The 20207-nt window shown below is 76.0% G+C and carries 17 protein-coding genes and 1 pseudogene; 11 read left to right on the top strand and 7 right to left on the bottom strand.

Annotated features, from left to right (window positions below; genetic code table 11):
• Positions 1-5: 5 nt before the first annotated feature.
• Positions 6-1022, bottom strand: a complete 1017-nt coding sequence (locus CR938_RS07800; protein ID WP_246191012.1) for a chorismate transformation FkbO/Hyg5 family protein — start codon at positions 1020-1022, stop codon at positions 6-8.
• 236 nt (positions 1023-1258) lie between these two features.
• Here CR938_RS07800 and CR938_RS07795 point away from each other — a divergent pair, with 236 nt between their 5' ends.
• The 8 genes from CR938_RS07795 to fabG are packed head-to-tail and all read left to right on the top strand — an operon-like array spanning position 1259 to position 7681.
• Positions 1259-1528 carry a phosphopantetheine-binding protein gene (locus CR938_RS07795; protein WP_162124467.1) on the top strand — a complete coding sequence of 90 codons (270 nt, stop codon included), beginning with the start codon at positions 1259-1261 and terminating at the stop codon, positions 1526-1528.
• Positions 1503-2243: a ketosynthase gene (locus CR938_RS07790; RefSeq protein WP_162124466.1), complete on the top strand. Its 741-nt coding sequence runs from the start codon at positions 1503-1505 to the stop codon at positions 2241-2243. Before CR938_RS07795 ends, CR938_RS07790 begins: the two co-directional genes overlap by 26 nt.
• A gap of 34 nt (positions 2244-2277) precedes the next feature.
• Positions 2278-2562, top strand: coding sequence for an ApeI family dehydratase (locus CR938_RS07785; protein ID WP_162124465.1), 285 nt, complete (start codon positions 2278-2280; stop codon positions 2560-2562).
• Complete coding sequence (locus tag CR938_RS07780; protein WP_162124464.1) at positions 2555-3544, top strand: lysophospholipid acyltransferase family protein; 990 nt, start codon at positions 2555-2557, stop codon at positions 3542-3544. The genes CR938_RS07785 and CR938_RS07780 overlap by 8 nt, the downstream gene beginning before the upstream one ends.
• Positions 3477-4130: a LolA-related protein gene (locus tag CR938_RS07775; protein ID WP_162124463.1), complete on the top strand. Its 654-nt coding sequence runs from the start codon at positions 3477-3479 to the stop codon at positions 4128-4130. Before CR938_RS07780 ends, CR938_RS07775 begins: the two co-directional genes overlap by 68 nt.
• Positions 4127-6478, top strand: coding sequence for an MMPL family transporter (locus tag CR938_RS07770; protein ID WP_162124462.1), 2352 nt, complete (start codon positions 4127-4129; stop codon positions 6476-6478). The genes CR938_RS07775 and CR938_RS07770 overlap by 4 nt, the downstream gene beginning before the upstream one ends.
• Positions 6475-6915, top strand: coding sequence for a hotdog family protein (locus CR938_RS07765; RefSeq protein WP_162124461.1), 441 nt, complete (start codon positions 6475-6477; stop codon positions 6913-6915). Before CR938_RS07770 ends, CR938_RS07765 begins: the two co-directional genes overlap by 4 nt.
• A gap of 25 nt (positions 6916-6940) precedes the next feature.
• Positions 6941-7681, top strand: coding sequence for a 3-oxoacyl-ACP reductase FabG (gene fabG / locus CR938_RS07760; protein ID WP_162124460.1), 741 nt, complete (start codon positions 6941-6943; stop codon positions 7679-7681).
• A gap of 16 nt (positions 7682-7697) precedes the next feature.
• On the opposite strand, the gene CR938_RS07755 is transcribed toward fabG, so the two are convergent.
• The 3 genes from CR938_RS07755 to CR938_RS07745 are packed head-to-tail and all read right to left on the bottom strand — an operon-like array spanning position 7698 to position 10437.
• Positions 7698-8462: a glycosyltransferase family 2 protein gene (locus tag CR938_RS07755; protein WP_162124459.1), complete on the bottom strand. Its 765-nt coding sequence runs from the start codon at positions 8460-8462 to the stop codon at positions 7698-7700.
• The gene (locus CR938_RS07750) at positions 8459-9253 is read right to left on the bottom strand and encodes a beta-ketoacyl synthase chain length factor (RefSeq protein ID WP_162124458.1); all 795 of its coding nucleotides are present in this window, start codon (positions 9251-9253) and stop codon (positions 8459-8461) included. Before CR938_RS07750 ends, CR938_RS07755 begins: the two co-directional genes overlap by 4 nt.
• Entirely contained in the window at positions 9250-10437 is a 1188-nt protein-coding gene (locus CR938_RS07745; RefSeq protein ID WP_162124478.1) for a beta-ketoacyl-[acyl-carrier-protein] synthase family protein, read from the bottom strand. The genes CR938_RS07750 and CR938_RS07745 overlap by 4 nt, the downstream gene beginning before the upstream one ends.
• A gap of 201 nt (positions 10438-10638) precedes the next feature.
• On the opposite strand from CR938_RS07745, the gene CR938_RS07740 reads away from it, so the two are divergent.
• The gene (locus CR938_RS07740; RefSeq protein ID WP_162124457.1) at positions 10639-10899 is read left to right on the top strand and encodes a YcgL domain-containing protein; all 261 of its coding nucleotides are present in this window, start codon (positions 10639-10641) and stop codon (positions 10897-10899) included.
• 103 nt (positions 10900-11002) lie between these two features.
• The gene (locus CR938_RS07735) at positions 11003-14194 is read left to right on the top strand and encodes an ankyrin repeat domain-containing protein (RefSeq protein ID WP_162124477.1); all 3192 of its coding nucleotides are present in this window, start codon (positions 11003-11005) and stop codon (positions 14192-14194) included.
• 17 nt (positions 14195-14211) lie between these two features.
• On the opposite strand, the gene CR938_RS07730 is transcribed toward CR938_RS07735, so the two are convergent.
• The 3 genes and pseudogenes from CR938_RS07730 to trxA form a co-directional block, all read right to left on the bottom strand.
• Positions 14212-16080, bottom strand: a complete 1869-nt coding sequence (locus CR938_RS07730; protein WP_162124456.1) for a monovalent cation:proton antiporter-2 (CPA2) family protein — start codon at positions 16078-16080, stop codon at positions 14212-14214.
• Positions 16081-16189: 109 nt separating this feature from the next.
• Positions 16190-17905, bottom strand: a pseudogene (rho, locus tag CR938_RS07725) (transcription termination factor Rho); the annotation flags it as partial.
• A gap of 229 nt (positions 17906-18134) precedes the next feature.
• Positions 18135-18473: a thioredoxin TrxA gene (gene trxA / locus CR938_RS07720; RefSeq protein ID WP_162124454.1), complete on the bottom strand. Its 339-nt coding sequence runs from the start codon at positions 18471-18473 to the stop codon at positions 18135-18137.
• 221 nt (positions 18474-18694) lie between these two features.
• On the opposite strand from trxA, the gene rhlB reads away from it, so the two are divergent.
• Positions 18695-20207 (top strand): ATP-dependent RNA helicase RhlB (gene rhlB, locus CR938_RS07715; RefSeq protein WP_162124453.1); only part of this gene is annotated, 1513 nt, incomplete at its 3' end.

Below are 20207 nucleotides of genomic sequence, written 5' to 3'. Positions count from 1 at the left end.
GCGGCTCAGGCTGCGGGCGGGCGGCCGTGGACGCCGTCGATCTCCACCCGCAGCTCGCGCCGGCACACGTGGGCGTGCAGCAGCAGGCGCGGCACCGCTGGGTCCAGCCGTGCGGCCAGCCGTGCGGCCACCGCCCCGGCGTCGGCCGCCTCGCGCACGTAGACCTTCAGCAGGCTGCCGGCACCCAGCGCGGCCGGCAGCTGCGGGGCACGCCGGCGCGCGGCGCCGATCAGGCTGCCGATGTTGGTCAGGGTCTCGTCCACCTGTGCCTGCACCGAATCCAGGTGCTGCGAGGCGTGGCCGACGATGGCCGCGGTGCCGGACAGCAGCAGTGGCATGGCGGCGCCCTCCGGCGGCAGCATGGCGCGGGCGAAGCTGGGTGGCTGCGGGCCGTACTGGCGCGGGTAGCGGTAGGCGCTGACCTGGCGCGGGTTCTCCACCGGCGTGCCGGGCAGGCGCGCGGCCAGCCAGTACACCTGCAGGCAGCGCCAGCCGTCGCAGCGGCCGATGGCGGTGGCCGCCGGCAGCTGGCTGGCCTCGACCCGGCCCATGCCGGCGGCGCGGCCCACGCAGAAGCGCCGGTAGCGCTCCTGGTCGCCTTCGCCCTCGGTGATCGCGTCCAGGTAGTTCCACACCCGCAGCAGGTGCAGCCCGCCGCGCGCGGCCAGGAAGGCCTGCAGGCGGGCGTAGGCGCGCTCGGCCGCGGCCTCGATGCCGCCGGCGCCTTCCTCCACCTGCAGGGCGCCGTACAGCAGCTGGCCGTCGTCGGCCCAGGCCACGTCGCCGTCGCGGCCGCTGGCCACCGGGCCGGCGCCGCGCCAGACCTCGATCCGCGGGGCCTGCCCGGGCAGCGGGCGCAGCGGCACGTGCAGCCAGCGCGGGTCGGCCACGGCCGGCGCCTGCTCGCCGAAGCCGAACACCGCCAGCACCCGCGGGTCGTCCAGATGGCGGGGCAGGGTGTCCGCGGCCGCGTAGGCCACGGACAGGCGCGGGGCGTCGAGGGCCGGCTGGATCGCGCTCATGCCCGGCCTCCGGCGGCCGCCACCGCCACATGCGCCGCAGCCGTCGCCGGCACGCGGGTGGGCGTGGCGGGCCGGGACGTCGGGGCGGCGGGAATCATGCGGAGGAGGCCTGCGGGTCTTGGGGGGCGCGCATGATAGCGCGGGCGCCGGAACCGGCGGGGAAGGGGCGGCCCGGACTTGCACGCCGCCGGGCTTTGGCGGAGCGTTGCCGCTTTTGCGATTGCCCGGGTATGACAATGCCGCAACAGACCGATGCCGAGCGTGAACTGGCCCAGCTCCTGGTCGAGAGCCTGAACCTGGAGGGCGTGGCGCCGGAATCGATCGATCCGGAGGCGCCGCTGTTCAACGAGGGCCTGGGCCTGGACTCGATCGACGCGCTGGAGCTGTCGCTGGCCATCGGCAAGCGTTACGGCGTGCAGCTGCGCGCCGAGGGCGAGGACAACCGCCGCATCTTCGGCTCGCTGCGCGCGCTGTCGGCGTATGTCCAGTCCCACCGGACCAGCTGAGCCCTCCCCGGCCTGCCGGCCCGCCCCGGCGGGCGCGAGGGTCCTGCAACTGCTGCTGGGCGTGGCCTATCCGTTCCTGGCCCATGCCGCCTGCACCCGTGGCGGCAGCTGGGCGGTGCTGGCCCTGGCCGACCTGATCCTGTTGCTGCTGGCGGGGCCGCTGCTGCGCCGGCGCTGGTGGGCGCTGGGCCTGCTGGCGGCGGCGCTGGCCGCGCTGGCCGCGCTCGACGGCACGCCGTGGCCGGGCCTGCTGCTGCTGGCCCCGCCGGGGCTGTTCACCGGCTGGGGGGCGGCCTGGGTCGGGCGCAGCCTGCTGCCGGGCCGCAGCCCGCTGATCGTGCGCATCGTCCAGGCCATGCACGAGCGCGCCGGCTGGCCGGCGCCGGCCGAGCAGCTGGCCTACGCGCGCCGGCTGACCGCGGCCTGGGCCGTGGTGCTGGCCCTGCTGACCGTGGCCAACGCCGCGCTGGCGCTGTGTCCGGTGCCCGGCGGGGTGCTGCACGCGCTGGGACGCACGCCGTGGATCGCGGTCAGCCCGCAGGCCTGGTCGTGGGCGGCCAACCTGCTCGGCTACGGCGTGGTCGGGGGCTTGCTGGTGGGCGAGTTCGTCTACCGCGCCTGGCGCTTTCCGCGGCGCCCCTACCGCGGCGCGGTCGACTTCCTGCGGCAGATGGCCGGGCTGGGGCCGGCGTTCTGGCGCGGCCTGCTGCGCTGAGCCCGCGCACGGGTCCGCCGGCTATCCTTGCCCGATGCGTTTCTGCGTTCCCCACGATCATCCCTGCCTGCCCGGGCACTTCCCGGGACGTCCGCTGGTGCCCGGCGTGGTGCTGCTGGAGCGGGTGGTGGCCGCGATCGAGGCGCGCGACGGCGCGCAGGGCGCGCTGCGCCTGCCGCAGGTGAAGTTCCTGCGCCCGCTGGCGCCGGGGCGGGACGCCGAGGTGGTGCTGGAGGGGGCGGCGCCACGCTGGCGCTTCGAGGTGCGCCAGGACGATGGCACGGTGCTGGCACGCGGCGAGGTGCGCGGCGATGGCTGAGGCCGGCCTGCCCGAGTGGAAGCGGCGCCCGGAGGGCGGCGGCCGCTTCGGCGTGTGGCTGATCGGCGCCATCGCACGCTACGGCGGGCGCACCGTGGCACGGCTGTGCCTGTATCCGATCACCCTGTACTTCCTGCTGGTGCGCGGGCCGGAGCGGCGCGCCTCGCGTGCCTGGCTGCGGCGCGCGGCGGATCCGTCGGCCGGATGGCGGGCGGTGGCCCGGCACATCCACACCTTCGCCGCCACCATCCTGGACCGGGTGTTCCTGCTGGGCGGGCGTTTGCACCACTTCGACATCCGCGTGCACGGCCTGCCGGCGCTGGAAGCGCTGCTGGACGCCGGCCGCGGCGCGCTGCTGTTCGGCTCGCACCTGGGTAGCTTCGACGCGCTGCGGGTACTGTCGCGGCGGCGGCCCGGACTGAAGCTGCGCATCGTCCTGGACCGCGGCCAGAACCCGGTGCTGACCTCGGTGTTCGACGCGCTCGACCCGGACCTGGCCGCGGGCGTGATCGACGGCGGCCAGCCCGGCCCGGCGATCGCCCTGCAGATCCAGCAGGCGCTGCAGGAGGGCGCGCTGGTGGCGCTGCTGGTGGACCGCGCCCAGCCGCACGAGGACACCGTGGCCGTGCCGTTCTTCGGCGCGCCGGCGCGGCTGCCGCTGACGCCCTGGCGCCTGGCCCTGGCGCTGCGCGCACCGGTGCTGCTGTGCTTCGGCCTGTACCGTGGCGGCAACCGCTACGAGCTGCACTTCGAACCGTTCGCCGACCCGCGCGGGGAAGTGCCGCCGCGCGACCGCCGCGACGCGCACGTGCGCGCACAGGCGGCCGCCTACGCCGCGCGCCTGGAGCACCACGCCCGTGGCGCGCCGTACAACTGGTTCAACTTCTACGACTTCTGGAACGAGGAGAGCGACGATGCCGCGCCCCATTCCGCGCCTCCTGGCGCTGCTGCTGGCCGCCGCGCCGCCGTGCGCCGCGGCTGAGGACGGCGCGCCGGCGGTGGACGCCGCCTGGATCGTCCAGGCGGTGGCGCGCCCGGCGCCCAGCCGCACCGCCTTCGTCGAGCTGCGCAGCTCGCCGATGCTGCGCCAGCCGCTGCGTCTGGAGGGCGAGTACCGGCGCGAGGCCGACGGCCGCCTGGTGCGCCAGGTGCACGCGCCCTACGCCGAGACCACGACCCTGGAGGACGGCCAGGCCACGGTCGAACGTGCCGGCCGCGCGCCGCGCCGCATCGCCCTGGCCCGGGCGCCGGGGCTGGCGGCGGGGCGCAATGGGTTCGGCGCGCTGCTGGCCGGCGACGCCGAGCGCCTGCAGCAGCACTACACCCTGCACGCCGAAGGCGGGCGCCAGCGCTGGACGCTGGCCCTCGTGCCGCGCGATCCGCGCCTGGCCGCCTCGCTGGCGCGCATCGTCCTGCACGGCCGCGGCGCCGAACTGCGCTGCGTGGAAAGCCGGCCCGTGAAGGGCGAGCCGCAGCGCACCCTGCTGGCCGGCGCCGCCGCCGAGGCCGCCGGTGTCACCGATGCCACCGCGCTGGCGGCGCTGTGCCGAGGCGACGCCGCGCGATGAGCAGCGTCCCCCGCGGCCGCTTCCGCGCCGTCCTGGCCCTGGCCTGGCTGGCCCTGCTGGGCGTGGGCGGCTGGCTCCTGTCCGGCCACCTGCGCCTGGAGGAGGACCTGCGCCGCTTCCTGCCCACCCCGCGCACACCGGCGCAGGTGCTGCTGGTGGACGAGCTGGGCGAGGGGCCGGGTGCGCGCCTGCTGCTGCTGGCCCTCTCCGGCGCGTCGCCGGAGGCCCTGGCCGCGCGCTCGCAGGCGCTGCGCGCGGCGCTGGCGGACCGGCCGGAGATCGCCCTGGCGGCCAATGGCGGCGACGCCGGCCTGGACGCGGTGCCTGCGCACCTGCTGCCGTACCGCTACCTGCTCTCGCCCACGCTCGACGAACACGCGCTGGACGCGGACTACCTGCGCGCGGAGCTGGAGCAGCGCCTGCAGGACCTGGGCTCGCCGGCGGCGGCCCTGGTCGAGCCGCTGCTGCCCTCCGATCCGACCCTGGAGACCCTGCGTGTGGCCGAGGCGTGGCAGCCGGCGCGGGCGCCGCAGCGCCTGCACGGGGTGTGGTTCGACCGTGCCGGCGCGCAGGCCCTGCTGCTGGTGCAGACGCGCGCGCCCGGCTTCGACAGCGCCGGGCAGCAGGCCGCGGTGGCGGCCATCCACGACGCCTTCGGGGCCAGTGCCGCGGCCGTGCCGGAAAGCGCCGGCGCGCGCCTGGAGCTGTCCGGCCCGGGCGCGTTCGCGGTGGCCATCCGCGAACGCACCGAGCGCGAGATGCGCTGGATCGGCACCGCCGACACCCTGGGCCTGCTGCTGCTGCTGGCGCTGGCCTACCGCCGCTGGAGCATGCCGCTGCTGGGTGCGCTGCCGCTGGCCAGCGGCGGCCTGGCCGGGCTGGGTGCGGTGGCGCTGGCCTTCGACGGCGTGCACGGCATCACCGTGGCCTTCGGCTTCACCCTGATCGGCGTGGCCCAGGACTACCCGATCCACTTCTTCAGCCACCTGCGCCCCGGCCTGGACCCGCGCCAGGCGGTGCGCGCGCTGTGGCCGACCCTGGCCACCGGCGTGGCCGCCACCTGCATCGCCTACGCCACGTTCCTGTTCTCCGGCGTGCAGGGCCTGCAGCAGCTGGCGGTCTTCACCATCGCCGGGCTGGGCGTGGCCGCGGCGTGCACGCGCTGGCTGCTGCCGCGGCTGACCATGCCGGCGCGGCGCGACCCGGCGCACTCTGTGCGCCTGGCGCGGCTGTGGCAGGGCGTGGCGCGGCTGCCGCGCCCGCGCCGCAGTCTGCTGCTGCTGGCCGCCGTGGCGCTGGCGGTGGTGCTGCTGGCGCCGCAGCCGTTCTGGCAGAACGACCTCTCGCGCCTGACCCCGGTGCCGCCGGCCGACCTGCAGCGCGACGCACGGCTGCGCGCCGAGCTGGGCGCGCCGGACGTGCGCTACGTGCTGGCCGTGCACGGTGCCGACACCGAGCAGGCGCTGCGCGCCTCCGAGCGCCTGCTGCCGGTGCTGCGGCGGCTGCAGGGCGAGGGTGTGCTGGAGGGCTACGACCTGGCCGCGCGCTACCTGCCCAGCGCCGCCACCCAGCAGCGCCGGCAGGCGCGCCTGCCGGACGAGGCCGCGCTGCGCGCCGCGCTGGCGCGGGCGCTGGAAGGCAGCCCGTTCCGCGGCGACGCCTTCGAGCCGTTCGTGGCGGACGTGGCCGCCGCGCGCGCCGCCGCGCCGCTGGCCCTGGCCGACCTGGCCGGCACGCCGCTGGAGCTGGGCGTGGCCGGCCTGCTGCTGGAGCGCGCCGGCGGCAGTACTGCGCTGGTCTCGCTGTCCGGCCTGCAGGATCCGGATGCGCTGGCCGCGGCGGTGGCGCCGCTGGGCGCGCGGCTGCTGGACCTGAAGCAGGCCTCCGAGTCGCTGGTGGCGCAGTGGCGCGCGCGCCTGCTGGGCGCGCTGGCGGCGGCGGTGCTGCTGCTGGCCGCCACGGTGTGGCTGGCTCTGCGCTCGCCGCGACGGGTGCTGCGCGTGCTGGCGCCGATGGCGCTGGGCACGCTGCTGATCCTGGCGGTGCTGCGCGGCTGCGGTGTGGAGCTGAACCTGTTCCACCTGGTTGCGCTGATCCTGGCCGCCGGCCTGGGCCTGGACTACGCGCTGTTCTTCGACCATGCCGGCGATGACCGTGACCAGCAGCTGCGCACCCTGCACGCGGTGATCGTGTGCAGCCTGACCACGGCCTTGGTGTTCAGCCTGCTGGCGCTGTCGGCCATCCCGGTGCTGCGTGCGATCGGCAGCACCGTGGCGCTGGGCGTGGTGTTCAACTTCGCCCTGGCCCTGCTGGTGGCGCGCGCACCGGCGCAGGAGGCATCGCCATGAGCGCGCCGGTGCTGGACCGGGCCGGCATCCTGGCGCGCATCCCGCACCAGGGCGCGATGTGCCTGTGGGACGAGGTCGTGGCCTGGGACGCCCGGCGCATCCGCGTGCGCGCCTGGAACCACGCCGACCCGGTCCACCCGTTGCGTGCCGACGGCCGCCTGCACGCGGTGGCGCTGTGCGAGTACGGCGCCCAGGCCATGGCCGTGCACGGCGGCCTGCTGGCCGGCGCCGGCGGCGGTGCGGCCGCGCCCGGCATGCTGGTGGCACTGCGCGAGGTGGTGCTGGCGGTGGCGCGCATCGACGACCTGGCCGGCGCGCTGGAAGGGGAGGCCGAGCTGCTGGCCGCCTCCGCCGCCAGCCAGCAGTACGCCTTCCGCATCCTCCACGCCGGCCGCGTCCTGGCCAGCGGCCGTGCCGCGGCCATGCTCGGCGCCTGAGGGCGCGGGCTGGCACAATCCCCCCATGCAGGACACGTCCACTTCCCCGCGCCGCGCGCTGGTCACCGGCGGCAGCGGCGACATCGGCGGCGCCATCTGCCGCGCCCTGGCCGCGGCCGGCTGCCACGTCATCGTCCACGCCAACGCCAACCTGGCCCGCGCCCGGGCGGTGGGGGAGGAGATCGCCGCCGCCGGCGGCAGCGCGCAGGCGGTGGCATTCGACGTCACCGACGGGACCGCCACGCGCGCGGCGCTGGCCGCGCTGCTGGAGGACGGGCCGGTGCAGGTGCTGGTCAACAACGCCGGCATCCACGACGACGCGCCGATGGCCGGTATGTCGGACGGGCAGTGGAAGCGCGTGGTGGACGTGTCCCTGCACGGATTCTTCCACGTCACCCAGCCGCTGCTGCTGCCGATGGCGCGCACCCGCTGGGGCCGCATCGTCAGCGTCTCCAGCGTGGCGGCGGTGCTGGGCAACCGCGGCCAGACCAACTACGCCGCGGCCAAGGCCGCGCTGCATGGCGCCTCGCGCTCGCTGGCGCGGGAGATGGCCAGCCGCGGCATTACCGTCAACGTGGTCGCCCCCGGCGTGATCGCCGGGGCGATGACCGAGGGCCTGTTCAGCCCCGAGGCGATCCGGCAGATGGTGCCGGCCGCGCGCGCCGGCCGCCCGGAGGAGGTCGCGGCGGTGGTGGCGTTCCTGTGTTCGGACGCCGCCGCCTACGTCAACGGCCAGGTGATCGGCGTCAACGGCGGCATAGCCTGAGCACAGCCGCGCACGCTCAGACGCCGGTGTCCACCCGTGGCGGGTTGGCACGCGCCTGGCGGTACTCGTGCCAGACCCGGCCGTGGGCCAGCACCTGGCCGACCACGTGCGAGGTGATCCGGTACAGGTCGCGCAACGGGCGGAAGTGGCTGCGCCGGAACCTGCGGCCCTGCTCGTCGCAGTAGCGCGTCTCCACCGGAATGGACACGGCGCGGATGCCGAGCCGGCGCGAGGCCGAGATCAGCAGCTGGGTCTCGTAGACGAAGTCCTCGCCCGGCACGTCGGTCATGGCCACCACCTCGGCCGGGTAGTAGCGCTGCCCGCTCTGGGTGTCGGCGATGCGGTAGCCGGCGGCCCAGGCCACGCCCCAGTCGCCGAAGGCATTGGCCAGGCGGCGGTGCAGCGGCGCCTGCGCGCGGTGGCGCAGGCGCGCGCCGATGATGATGTGGCGCGGGTGGCGCTGTGCGGCGCGCAGCAGCCGCGGCAGGTCGTCCGGATCGTGCTGGCCGTCGCCGTCCAGGGTCAGCACGCCGGTGGCGCCGCCGGCCAGGGCCGCGGCGAAGCCGGTGCGCAGCGCCGCGCCCTTGCCGCGCCGGCGCGGGTGGCGCAGCACGGTCACCGGCAGGTCGGCGATGCACTCGGCGGTGCCGTCGTGCGAGCCGTCGTCCACGACGATCACCCAGGGGCAGTGGCGCAGGGTCCGCTCCACCACCGGGCGGATGCGCAGGGCCTCGTTCAGTGCGGGGATGACCACCGCGGTGGACCCGGCGCCTGCGCTCATGCCGGGCGCTCCAGCCGCACGGCCAGCGTGGCGCCGGGTCCGGCCGGCAGGACCGCCCGTGCCGCGCCGTCGGCGACCGCGGCAAGCAGGGCCAGGGCCGGGGCCATGGCGTTGCCGGCCAGGGCCGGCTCCGGCGACGGCGCCGGCGGAGTGCCGTCGCCGGCGTCCAAGCACAGGCGCAGGCGCAGCCGGTCCTGGTCGCCCGCGGCGGCCAGCACCAGGGCCAGGCCGAGCAGGCCCTGGCTGGGCGCCACGTCGCGCAGCGGACCGGCCGCGGCGCCGTCGTAGCCGACCAGCAGCACCGCCGGCGCGCCGGCGGCCAGCTGCGCCACCGCGTCCACCAGGCCCATGGCGAAGCTGGCCGGGCCGGCGCTGAGCGCGGTGGCCGGCGGATGCGCGCCGGTGCCGATGGTCCAGTAGCCGGCGGCGGCGTTGTGCACCGAGTTGTGGAAGCGGGTCGGCGACACCTCGGTGGGCGCGCGCGCCAGGGTGCGGCAGATGTCGTCGGTGATGGCCAGCTCGCCGTGGCAGGAGGCGAACACCGAGGGCAGCCGTTTCGGGTCGCGGCCGGCGGCGGCGCAGGCGTCCTGCGCGGCCTGCAGGGCCACCAGCACCGTGTCCGGCGCGCGCCGGCGCTCGTTGGGCGGCAGCAGCGCGGGCGCGGGGCGGGTGGCGGCAGGCGCGGCGACCGCCTCGCCGCGGCGGTGGGCGAGGAAGGCCTCCCACGAGGGCAGGTCGGGAGCCCAGAAACCGATGCCGTCGATCGCGGCGGCGGGTGCGGTGGCGGTCATGCGCGTGCGAACACCAGGGTGCAGTTGTTGCCGCCGAAGCCGAAGGCGTTGTTCATCGCGTAGTCGACCTGGCGGCGGACGTTGTCCAGGCGGACCTGCGGGCCGCAGGCCGGGTCCAGCTCGGTGCTGTTGAGGGTGCCGGGCAGCTCGCCCTCGCGCAAGGCCAGCACCGCGAAGACCGATTCGACGATGCCGGCCGCACCCAGGGTGTGGCCGGTCCAGCCCTTGGTCGAGCTGGCGTGCAGGCTGTCCGGGAACAGCGCGGCCACCGCGCGCGCCTCGACCCGGTCGTTGGCCGGCGTGGCGGTGCCGTGCAGGTTGAGGTAGCCGATCCGGTCGGCGGACAGGCCGGCGCGCGCCAGCGCGTCCCGTATGGCCAGGCGCGCGCCCAGGCCTTCCGGGTGCGGCGCGGACATGTGGTGGGCGTCGCTGGATTCGCCGTAACCGCACAGCCAGGCCAGCGCGCGCGCGCCTTCCGGCTCGCGCTCGAGCAGGGCGAAGCCGCCGGCCTCGCCCAGCGACAGGCCGTCGCGGGCGGCGTCGAACGGGCGGCAGGGCTGGCGCGACACCAGCTGCAGGGCGTTGAAGCCGTAGATCACGCTGCCGCACAGGGTGTCCACGCCGCCCACGATGACCGCGTCGGCCAGCCCGGCCTGCAGCAGGCGTGCGGCGTGGGCGAACACCTTGGCGCTGGAGGAGCAGGCGGTGGCCACGGTCATGCACGGGCCGCGCGCGCCGGTCAGCTGCTGCACGAACTCGCCCAGGGCGTGCAGCGAGTGCACGCGCAGGGCCCGCTGCGCGGCGGGGAAGTGGCCGTCCTCCAGGCGCGGGTAGGCCAGCTCGGTCTCGCCGATGCTGGAGGTGGAGGTGCCCATCACCACCGCCACCCGGCGCGCGCCGTGGCGCGCCACCGCGGCGGCGGCGGCCTCGGCGAAGCCGTCCTGGTGCAGTGCGCGCCAGGCCAGGCGGTGGTTGCGCGACTCCCAGGCCGCCAGCGCCCCGGGCAGCGGCGACTCCTCCAGGCCGGCGACGCGGCCGATCCAGCAGTCCAGTGGGCCGTGGCCGAAATCCAGGTCGTTGCGGCGCAGGCCGCTGCGCCGCGCGCACAGGGCGTCGCGCTGCGCCGCCAGGCCCTCACCCAGGGCGGTGGTCGCGGTCAGCGCGGTGATGGCCAGCGGGGCGATGCGCGGGATGGGGTCGTGGTGGTGCAAGCCGGTAAGCCGGAAAACGCTGGGGCGCGCGAGTATAGCCATTGCCCGGTCGCCCACCCGCGTTGAGCTAGATGAACGTGCACGGCGCAGGACGCGCGCCTTCCGTGGCCGCGCCATTTCCTCCACAATCCCTGTCAATCCCCATATTCCCCGATGCTGGCGCGGCCGCGCGCGATGCAAGCCTACGTCTACAAGAGCCGACGCAAAGCCGACACCTACGTCTTCCTCGCCGCGCGCGACGACTTCGCGTGCCTGCCCGAACCGCTCCGCGCCCAGCTCGGCGAACTGGGCTTCGTGCTGGAGGTGGCGCTGACGCCCGAACGCAAGCTGGCCCGCAGCGACCCGGCAGTGGTGCGCGCCAACCTGGCCGCGCACGGCTTCCACGTGCAGTTCCCGCCCCGGCCGGAGCTGGAGGTGGCGCGTGGGCGCGACTGAGGCCACGCGCCGCCGCGGCGCCGCCGCGCTGGCCGGCGTGGCCGGCACCGGCCTGGCCCTGCTGGCGGGGCTGGAGGGCGCGGCCGCGCTGCTGCCGGCCCTGATGGCGCAGCCGCTGCTGGCCCTGGCCGTGTCCTGGGGCCGCGGCACCCGTGCGCTGCCGGGCGGCGCGCGCGCCGTCCTGCACGACGGCGGCCACCTGCTGGCGGCCTGGGCCCTGGGCCTGCTGCTGGCCGCCGCGGTGCTGGCCTGGCCGGTCCAGGCGCTGCGCCAGGCCGGCACCCTCGGTGCGGCGCTGGGCGCCAGCGCCATGGCCGCGGCCGTGCTGCTGGCGCTGTGGCGCACCTGGCCGGCCTGGCGCGCGCTGGAGCGCGAGTCCGACACCCTCCCGGCCGCCTGGCGGCGCCTGCCGCAGCAGGAGGCCGGCACCTGGGCGGGCCTGGGCATCGCCGCCGCGGTCGGCCTGGTGCTGGGCGCGCTGCTGCTGCTCGGCTGGCCCGGCCTGCTGGAGGGCGGGCCGCGCTGGGCGGCCGCCGGCGCGCTGGCGCTGTTGCAGCCGCTGCTGCACCTGGTGGTGCAACGCGCGCCGGCGCCGCGCACGCTCGCCGGCCCGCTGGAGTTCCTGGCCGCGGCCGCGCCGGCGGCCGAACCGCCGCTGCCGGAGGCGCTGGCCGGCGACCCGGCGCAGCGGGCCGCCGAGCTGTCCGCCGCCGCCCGCGGCGGCCGGGTGGACCGTGCGCTGCAGCTGCTGGAGGCCGGCGCCGATCCGAACGCCCCTCCGCCGCCGGGCGAGCGCGACCGCCGCAGCCTGGCGGTGCTGGCCGCGGTGCTGCCGGACCTGCGCCTGCTGCGTGCGCTGATCGCCCGCGGCGTGGACCTCAACGCCGGCGAGGGCGGCATGACCCCGCTGCTGGCCGCCACCCGCGACAGCTGGCACGGCCGCCCCGAGGCGGTGATGACCCTGCTGGCCAATGGCGCCGACCCGCGCGCCACCGACGCCGAGGGCAACACTCCGCTGCACCACGCCGCGCGCAGCACCGACCCGGGCGTGGCCGCGCTGCTGCGCGACGCCGCCGCCGAGCTGGACGCGCTCAACCGCGACGGCTTCTCCCCGCTGGGCGTGGCCTGCGCGGTGGGCAACTGGCGCCTGGCCCGCTTCCTGCTGGAGCGCGGCGCGCGCCCGGAACCGCCGGGCGGGCAGCCGGCGCTGCTGGCCGCGGCCGGCACCGAGGAGGACGACCCGGCCGGCGTGCAGTTGCTGCTGAAGTTCAAGGCCAAGGTCGGCACCCCGGGACGCGGGGGGCGCACCGCCCTGCACGAGGCCGCCCTGGCCGGGCACGCGGACATCGTCGGCGTGCTGCTGGAGGCCGGCGCCGACCCGCACGCGCGCGACAGGGCCGGGCGCACGCCGTGGCTGGAGGCCGCCCGCGCCCAGCGCCTGGCGGTGCTGGAGCGCCTGCGCGCCGCCGGCGCCGACCCGGCGGCCACCGACGCCGAGGGCCGCAACGCGCTGGTCCTGGCCGCCGGCGCCGAGCCGGCCTCGCTGGCGGGGGAGCGCTGGCTGCTGGAGGCCGGTGTCGATCCGGCACAGGCCGACCATGCCGGCCGCCGTGCGGTGGACGTGGCCGCCGAGGCCGGGCGCTGGAACATCGTCGCCGCGCTGGCCCCGGACTACCCGCTGCCGGCCGCGGTGGCCGCCGGCCTGGCCGCCGAGCCGGCGCGGATGGACGAGCGCCCGCCGCTGGAGCTGGTGCGCGAGGGCCTGCAGGCCGGGCGCAGCGAAGGGCTGGAGGCGCTGGCGCGGCTGTGCAGCCCCGCCGAGCTGGGCCGGCTGCTGCACGACCCGGTGCTGCGCACCCGCGCCCCGGCGGTGGCCTGGCTGCTGGAGCACGGCGCCGACCCGGAGGTGCTGGTGCAGGGCGAGACCGCGCTGACCGCGCTGCTGGACCTGGGCGACGCCGCCGCCACCACCGTGCAGGTGCTGCTGCGCCACGGCGCCTCGCCGGCCGGCGCCGGCGGCCTGGCCCGCTTCCTGGCCGCCTGCGTCGAGCACGACCAGGCCGCGCGCGCCCATGAACAGCTGGCGCTGGAGCTGCTGGAACGCGGCGCCGATCCCTACGCGCCCTCGCCGGCCGGCGACCCGCCACTGTCGCTGGCGGTGCGCCTGGGCTGGCTGCGCCTGCTGGACGCGCTGCTGGAGGCCGGCGTGGACCGCGAGGCGCGCGATGCGCACGGCATGACCGCGCTGCACCTGGCCGCGGCGCTGGGCCGCGAGTCGGTGCTGCGCCGACTGGTGGCGCAGGGCGCCTCGCCCGACGCGCGCGCGCCCGACGGGCAGACGCCGCTGGGCGTGGCCCTGGCCAGCGGCCGCCGCGACCTGGCCGACTGGCTCGACTGGCGCGGCTGGCCGCTGCCGCGCCGCCCGCTGCGCCCGTCCGACGTGGTGGCCGCGGCCATGGCCGGCGACGCCGACGCGGTGCGCCGCCTGCTGGAGCTGGGTTTCCCGGTGGACGCCACCGACGCGCAGGGCTGCACCGGCCTGCTGCGCGCCGCCGGCGGCGGCCACGCCGCGGCGGTGGATCTGCTGCTGGCGCGCGGGGCCAATCCGCAGCACGCCGCGCACAGTGGCGCCACCCCGCTGTCGGCGGCGGTGAGCATGCGCCAGGCCGCCATCGTCTCCGCGCTGCTGGACGCCGGCGCCGACATCGAGCACCGCCTGCCCGGCGGGGTGACCGTGCTGATGCTGGCCTCGGCGCTGGGCCTGCCGGACATCGCCGCGCGCCTGCTCACCGCCGGTGCCGACATCCACGCCGGCGACTCGCAGGGCCTGGCGCCGCTGCACTGCGCCGCGCTGTACGGCTTCAGCGGCCGCGACCGCATCCGCCTGGTCACCCTGCTGGACACCCTGCTGCTGGCCGGCGCCGAGCCGGACCAACCGGCGGCCGGCGGCGTGACCCCGCTGCTGCTGCTGCTGGGCGCGCGCGCCGAGCCGGGCAGCCCGTGCGTGGAGGAGGTGGTGCTGGCCGGCGTGGAGCGCCTGCTGGAGGAGGGCGTGTCGCTGGAGGTGCAGGACCCGCGCGGCTTCGGCCCGCTGCACCTGGCCGCGCTGCACGGCCTGCGCGGCGTGGTCCAGCGCCTGCTGCGCGCCGGCGCCGACCCCGAGCTGCGCGACACCCTCAACCGCACCCCGCGCGAGATCGCGGTCATGCGCGGCTTCGTGGACGTGGCCGCCGAGTTCGTGCCGCCGCCGGCCGGGGTGTCCATGGCCCGCTTCCTGCGCGAGCCGCGCGGCTGAGCCGCCGCGGCGGGCGCTCAGGCCCGCGGCGCGCCGCCGGTGTCGGTGCTGCCGGCCGCCGGCCCGCCGGAGGGCGCGTCCCCGGTCGCGCCGGCGCTGGCCGAATCGGCGTCGAACAGGCGCAGCAGGTCGTCGCGGGCCTGGCGCGCGCTCTGGATGACCGCCGCGTCGTCGTCGTAGACCAGGTACTGCTCGCGCAGCAGCGCCTCGTCGTGGGCGCGGAAGCGGCGCACGTGGCTGGCGGCCACCTCGGCCGGCACGCCCACTTCCTGCAGCACCCGCTCGCCCATCTCCAGGCTGCTGCCGAACAGCTCGCGGAACGGCTCGGCACCCAGGTCCATCAGCCGCCAGGCGTGCTGGCGGTTGCGCGCCCGCGCCAGGATCCGCGCCTGCGGATACAGGCGCCGGATCAGCCGCACCGCGCGCAGGTTGGCGTCCGGGTCGTCGGTGCACACCGCGAACACGCGCGCGTGCGCGGCGCCGGCCGCGCGCAGCAGGTCGGGGCGGGTGGGGTCGCCGTAGTAGATGACGCTGCCGCCGCGGCGCACCTCCTCCACGCGCTCGGGGCTGTTCTCCAGGGCCACGTACGGGATGCGCTGGGCCGCCAGCAGGCGCACCACGATCTGGCCGAAGCGGCCCACGCCGGCCACCAGCACCTGGGGGCGGTGGTCCGGGTCGGGCGCGTCGTAGCGCGGTGGCGGGGCCGCGGCCGGGTGGTGCAGGCGGTGCTCGCGCATGCGCCGCTCCAGGGCCAGCAGCAGCAGCGGCATCAGCGCCATGGACACGCCGACGATGGCCACCAGGCGGTCGTGGTCCTCGCCGGCCAGCAGGCGCACGCGCAGGGCCTCGTGGAACACCACGAAGGCGAACTCGCCGCCCAGCCACAGGGTGCCGCCCAGCATCAGCGCCTGCTGGCGTGAGAGCTTCGAGAAGCGGCCGACCGCGTACAGCACCAGGAACTTGGCCAGCAGCAGGCCGGCCACGCCACCGCCGATCAGCAGCGGCTCGTCGGCGATGCGGTCCAGGTCGATGCCCATGCCCACGGCGATGAAGAACAGGCCCAGCAGCAGGCCCTTGAACGGCTCGATCTGCGATTCCAGCTCGTGCCGGTACTCGGAGTCGGCCAGCAGCACGCCGGCGATGAACGCGCCCAGGCCCGGACTGAGCCCGGCCTGCTGCACGATCCAGGCCGAGCCCAGCACCGCCAGCAGCGCCGTGGCGGTGAACACCTCCGGTGCCTGGGTGCGTGCGACCATGCGCAGGGTGCGGTAGGTCATCACCCGGCCGCCGAACCAGACCAGGGCCAGCGCGCCGAGCGCGTGCGCGACCATGGTCCAGGTCAGGGTCTCGTTCTTGGCCCCGCCCAGCAGCGGGATGGCCGCCAGCAGCGGGATCGCGATCAGGTCCTGGAACAGCAGGATGGCGAAGGCCAGGCGGCCGTAGTCGCTGCCCAGCTGCTTGCGCTCGGCCAGCAGCTGCAGGCCCACCGCGGTGGAGGACAGGGCCAGGCCCAGGCCGGTGACCAGCGCGCCCTTCCAGGACAGGCCCCAGGCCAGCAGGGCCGAGCCGGCCAGCAGTGCCGACAGGGCCACCTGCGCGCCGCCGGCGCCGAACACCCGCTGCCGCATGAGCATCAGCCGCGCCGGCGAGACCTCCAGGCCGATCACGAACAGCAGCATGACCACGCCGACCTCGGAGGCCTCGAGGATGCGCTCCGGGTCGTTGACCATGCCCAGGCCGTCCGGGCCCAGGGCCACGCCGGTGGCCAGGTAGGCGAGCACCGCCACCAGGCCGAGGCGGCGGAACAGGGGCACGGCGATGATCGCCGCCACGAGCAGGACCAGCGCCAGTTCCAGGCCGCCGCCGGTCGGCAGGGGAGTGTCCATCCCCCGATTATGCGCCCGCGCCCGGCGGCCGCGCGCCGGGCGGGGCACGAAAAAGCCACGCCCCGCGCGGGGCGGGGCGTGGCCGGGACGACGGCGGGCGCGGCCGGCAGCGCTTCATGGAGGCGAAGAACTCGGCGTTGGACTTGGAGTTCTTCATCTTGTCCAGCAGGAACTCCATGGCGCCGATCTCGTCCATCGGGTGCAGAAGCTTGCGCAGGATCCAGATCTTCTGCAGCAGCTCCGGCTCGATCAGCAGGTCCTCGCGGCGGGTGCCGGAGCGGTTGATGTCGATGGCCGGGAACACGCGCTTCTCGGCGATGCGGCGGCTCAGGTGCACCTCGGAGTTGCCGGTGCCCTTGAACTCCTCGTAGATCACCTCGTCCATCTTGCTGCCGGTGTCGATCAGCGCGGTGGCGATGATGGTCAGGCTGCCGCCTTCCTCGACGTTGCGCGCGGCGCCGAAGAAGCGCTTGGGCCGGTGCAGGGCGTTGGCGTCCACGCCGCCGGTGAGCACCTTGCCCGAGGACGGCACCACGTTGTTGTAGGCGCGGGCCAGGCGGGTGATCGAGTCCAGCAGGATCACCACGTCCTTCTTGTGCTCGACCAGGCGCTTGGCGCGCTCGATCACCATCTCGGCCACCTGCACGTGGCGCGCGGCCGGCTCGTCGAAGGTCGAGGAGATGACCTCGCCGCGCACGGTGCGCTGCATCTCGGTCACCTCCTCCGGACGCTCGTCGATCAGCAGCACGATCAGGTGCACTTCCGGATGGTTGGTCGTGATCGCGGTGGCGATCTGCTGCATCATCATCGTCTTGCCCGCCTTCGGCTGGGAGACGATCAGCGAGCGCTGGCCCTTGCCCTGCGGGGCAATCAGGTCGAGGATGCGGCCGGTGATGTCCTCGGTGGAGCCGTCGCCGCGTTCCAGCTTGAAGCGCTTGCGCGGGAACAGCGGGGTCAGGTTCTCGAACAGGGTCTTGTTCTTGCTGGCCTCCAGCGGTTCGCCGTTGATGGTGTCCACCACCGATAGGGCGAAGTAGCGCTCGCCGTCCTTGGGCCAGCGGATGCGGCCGGTCAGGTGGTCGCCGGTGCGCAGGTTGAAGCGGCGGATCTGGCTGGGCGAGATGTAGGTGTCGTCCGGGCCGGCCAGGTAGCTGGCCTCGGCGCTGCGCAGGAAGCCGTAGCCGTCCGGCAGGATCTCCAGCACGCCCTCGGCCTGCACGCCCTCGCCGTGGCGGGTGAGCACCTTCAGCAGGGCGAAGATCACGTCCTGCTTGCGCGCGCGGGCCACGCCCTCGTGGATGTTCAGCTGCTCGGCGATCTCCAGCAGCTTGTGCGCCGGCATGCGCTTGAGGTCGCTGAGGGTGTAGGTCGGGAAGCCCTCCGGCACGCTCGGCTGCGGCCGCGGCGGGTTGTTCTGGCCGTTGCCGTTGCCATTGCCGCCCTCCTCGCCGTCCTCGCGGAAGCGCTCGCGCTGGCGCTCGCGGCGGTTGCGGAAGCGCTCGCGGCGGCTCTGGCGGCCGCCGCCCTCGCGCTGGTCGCGCTGCTGCGGGTCGCGCTCGCCGCCCTCGCCGCCGGCCTGCGCTTGCGGCTGGGCCTGGCCGCCGTTGCCGGCGCCCTCGCCGGAGGCGGGCGCGGCCGGCGCCGCGCCGCCGGACGCGGCGGCGGCAGCGGGGGGCGGCGGTGCCGCGGGCGCGGCCGGGGCGGTGGCCGCGGCGGGGTCGGCCGGCTCGCCGCCGGCCTCGGGCTTGGCCACGCGCTTGCGCGCGCGCTTTTCGGCGGGTGCGTCTTCGCTCCCGGTCGCTTCAGGCAGGGTGTTCTCGGACAAGACTGCGATTCCTCGCTGGCAGATGCGAGCGCCCGTGGGACGGGCGGATGACATGTTGGGTGGGGTGCGCCGGCGCGCGGGAAACAACGGCGTCCGGCGGGAAACGTGGCCGCGGGGCGCGGCTTGACTGCCTGACACTAGCACTGGCGCGGGTGGGCCGGCAAGCCGGCGTCCGCCGCGGTTCAGGCGCGGGCAGGGCGGCTTCCGGGCCGCCCCTGCGCGCGGGGTTTCAGACCGCCGCGCCCAGCGCCCTGTCGATCATCTGGGTGAGCTGGCCCTTGCCGACGGCGCCGACCTGGGTGGCCTGCACCTGGCCGTCCTTGAACAGGAGCAGCATCGGGATCGAACGCACGTGGTAGCGGATGGCGGTGGCGCGGTTCTGGTCGATGTTGACCTTGGCCACCTTCATGCGGCCCTGGTAGGCCTCGGCTAGTTCATCCACGATCGGCGAGATCATCTTGCACGGGCCGCACCACTCGGCCCAGAAGTCCACCAGCACGGGTTCACGGGATTGCAGCACGGCGCTGTCGAAATCGGCGTCGCCGACATGCATCACCTTGTCGTTCACTTGGAATCTCCGAGGGATCGCGGCGGGGCCGCCCGGGGCGGGACCCGCGCATTGGGTTAAACTGGGGCGTTCCGCGGCTTGTCAAGGGGCGGTTGGCCCCGTTCCGACGACCGCGCAACCCGGCCGCCGGCGGGCAGTGTGCGGCGACCGGGAGCCCATTTGCAAGGCCGTACAGGCCGCCGGTCGCGCCATTCCGCGGCAGGCCACATGAAGACTGGATGATGAGCGACAAACCGCTGACCGACGTAGCCTTTTCCTCCTTCGACCTGCATCCGGCGCTGCTCGCCGGGCTGGAGGGCGCGGGCTTCACCCGGTGCACGCCGATCCAGGCGCTGACCCTGCCGGTCGCCCTCACCGGCCGCGACGTCGCCGGCCAGGCCCAGACCGGCACCGGCAAGACCCTCGCCTTCCTGGTGGCGGTGATCAACCGCCTGCTGACCCGGCCGGCCCTGGCCGAGCGCAAGCCGGAGGACCCGCGTGCCCTGATCCTGGCGCCGACCCGCGAGCTGGCCATCCAGATCCACAAGGACGCGATGAAGTTCGCCTCCGACCTGGGCCTGCGCTTCGCCCTGGTCTATGGCGGCGTGGACTACGACAAGCAGCGCGAGCTGCTGCAGAAGGGCGTGGACGTGATCATCGCCACCCCCGGCCGCCTGATCGATTATGTCAGGCAGCACAAGGTCGTGTCCCTGCACGCCTGCGAGGTGTGCGTGCTGGACGAGGCCGACCGCATGTTCGACCTGGGCTTCATCAAGGACATCCGCTTCCTGCTGCGGCGGATGCCGGCCCGCACCGAGCGCCAGACCCTGCTGTTCTCGGCCACCCTCAGCCACCGCGTGCTGGAGCTGGCCTACGAGCACATGAACGACCCCGAGAAGCTGGTGGTCGAGGCCGAGACGGTCACCGCCGCGCGTGTGCGCCAGAAGATGTACTTCCCGGCCGACGAGGAGAAGATCCCGCTGCTGCTGGGCCTGCTCTCGCGCAGCGAGGGCGCGCGCACCATGGTCTTCGTCAACACCAAGGCCTACGTCGAGCGCGTGGCCCGCGCCCTGGAGCAGGCCGGCTACCGGGTCGGCGTGCTTTCCGGCGACGTGCCGCAGAAGAAGCGCGAGAGCCTGCTGCGGCGCTTCCAGGCCGGCCAGCTGGAGATCCTGGTGGCCACCGACGTGGCCGCCCGCGGCCTGCACATCGACGGGGTCCAGTACGTCTACAACTTCGACCTGCCGTTCGACCCGGAGGACTACGTCCACCGCATCGGCCGCACCGCGCGCCTGGGTGCCGAGGGCGACGCGATCAGCTTCGCCTGCGAGCGCTACGCGATGAGTCTGCCGGACATCGAGGCCTACATCGGCCAGAAGATCCCGGTCGAGCCGGTCACCGCCGAGCTGCTGACCCCGCTGCCGCGCCCGCCGCGCCAGGCCCCGGCCGGTGGCGAGGGCGAGGAGGCCGGCGAGAGCGTGGGCGAGATCTTCCGCGAGGCCCGCGCCCAGCGCGCCGCCGAGGAGGAGCGCCGCGGCGGGCGCCGCCGCCGGGGCCGCGGGGGGGGGGGCGGGGGGGGGGGGGGGGGGGGGGGGCCGGCGCGCCCCCCGCCGCCGGGGGGGGGCGGCCCCGGCGCGGGCGGGGGGGGGGGGGGGCGGGGCGCCGCGCCGGCGCCGGCCGGCCCGGACCCGGCCCGGCCCCTTTTATCCACTCCCCGGCCCCCACGCACCCGAGCCCCTCGCCGTGCCGCCTCCT

The sequence above is a fragment of the Pseudoxanthomonas taiwanensis genome (genome assembly GCF_010093135.1).
Lineage (GTDB): Bacteria > Pseudomonadota > Gammaproteobacteria > Xanthomonadales > Xanthomonadaceae > Pseudoxanthomonas > Pseudoxanthomonas taiwanensis.
The sequence above is the reverse complement of the archived record's forward strand: the minus strand, read 5'-3'. Positions and strand labels throughout refer to the sequence as shown.

What these genes read in the sequence shown, in the direction of transcription:
- CR938_RS07800 (WP_246191012.1), bottom strand. Translation starts at nt 1,022, where the DNA reads ATGAGCGCGATCCAGCCGGCCCTCGACGCCCCGCGCCTGTCCGTGGCC.
- CR938_RS07795 (WP_162124467.1), top strand. Translation starts at nt 1,259, where the DNA reads ATGCCGCAACAGACCGATGCCGAGCGTGAACTGGCCCAGCTCCTGGTC.
- CR938_RS07790 (WP_162124466.1), top strand. Translation starts at nt 1,503, where the DNA reads ATGTCCAGTCCCACCGGACCAGCTGAGCCCTCCCCGGCCTGCCGGCCC.
- CR938_RS07785 (WP_162124465.1), top strand. Translation starts at nt 2,278, where the DNA reads ATGCGTTTCTGCGTTCCCCACGATCATCCCTGCCTGCCCGGGCACTTC.
- CR938_RS07780 (WP_162124464.1), top strand. Translation starts at nt 2,555, where the DNA reads ATGGCTGAGGCCGGCCTGCCCGAGTGGAAGCGGCGCCCGGAGGGCGGC.
- CR938_RS07775 (WP_162124463.1), top strand. Translation starts at nt 3,477, where the DNA reads ATGCCGCGCCCCATTCCGCGCCTCCTGGCGCTGCTGCTGGCCGCCGCG.
- CR938_RS07770 (WP_162124462.1), top strand. Translation starts at nt 4,127, where the DNA reads ATGAGCAGCGTCCCCCGCGGCCGCTTCCGCGCCGTCCTGGCCCTGGCC.
- CR938_RS07765 (WP_162124461.1), top strand. Translation starts at nt 6,475, where the DNA reads ATGAGCGCGCCGGTGCTGGACCGGGCCGGCATCCTGGCGCGCATCCCG.
- fabG (WP_162124460.1), top strand. Translation starts at nt 6,941, where the DNA reads ATGCAGGACACGTCCACTTCCCCGCGCCGCGCGCTGGTCACCGGCGGC.
- CR938_RS07755 (WP_162124459.1), bottom strand. Translation starts at nt 8,462, where the DNA reads ATGAGCGCAGGCGCCGGGTCCACCGCGGTGGTCATCCCCGCACTGAAC.
- CR938_RS07750 (WP_162124458.1), bottom strand. Translation starts at nt 9,253, where the DNA reads ATGACCGCCACCGCACCCGCCGCCGCGATCGACGGCATCGGTTTCTGG.
- CR938_RS07740 (WP_162124457.1), top strand. Translation starts at nt 10,639, where the DNA reads ATGCAAGCCTACGTCTACAAGAGCCGACGCAAAGCCGACACCTACGTC.
- CR938_RS07735 (WP_162124477.1), top strand. Translation starts at nt 11,003, where the DNA reads ATGGCGCAGCCGCTGCTGGCCCTGGCCGTGTCCTGGGGCCGCGGCACC.
- CR938_RS07730 (WP_162124456.1), bottom strand. Translation starts at nt 16,080, where the DNA reads ATGGACACTCCCCTGCCGACCGGCGGCGGCCTGGAACTGGCGCTGGTC.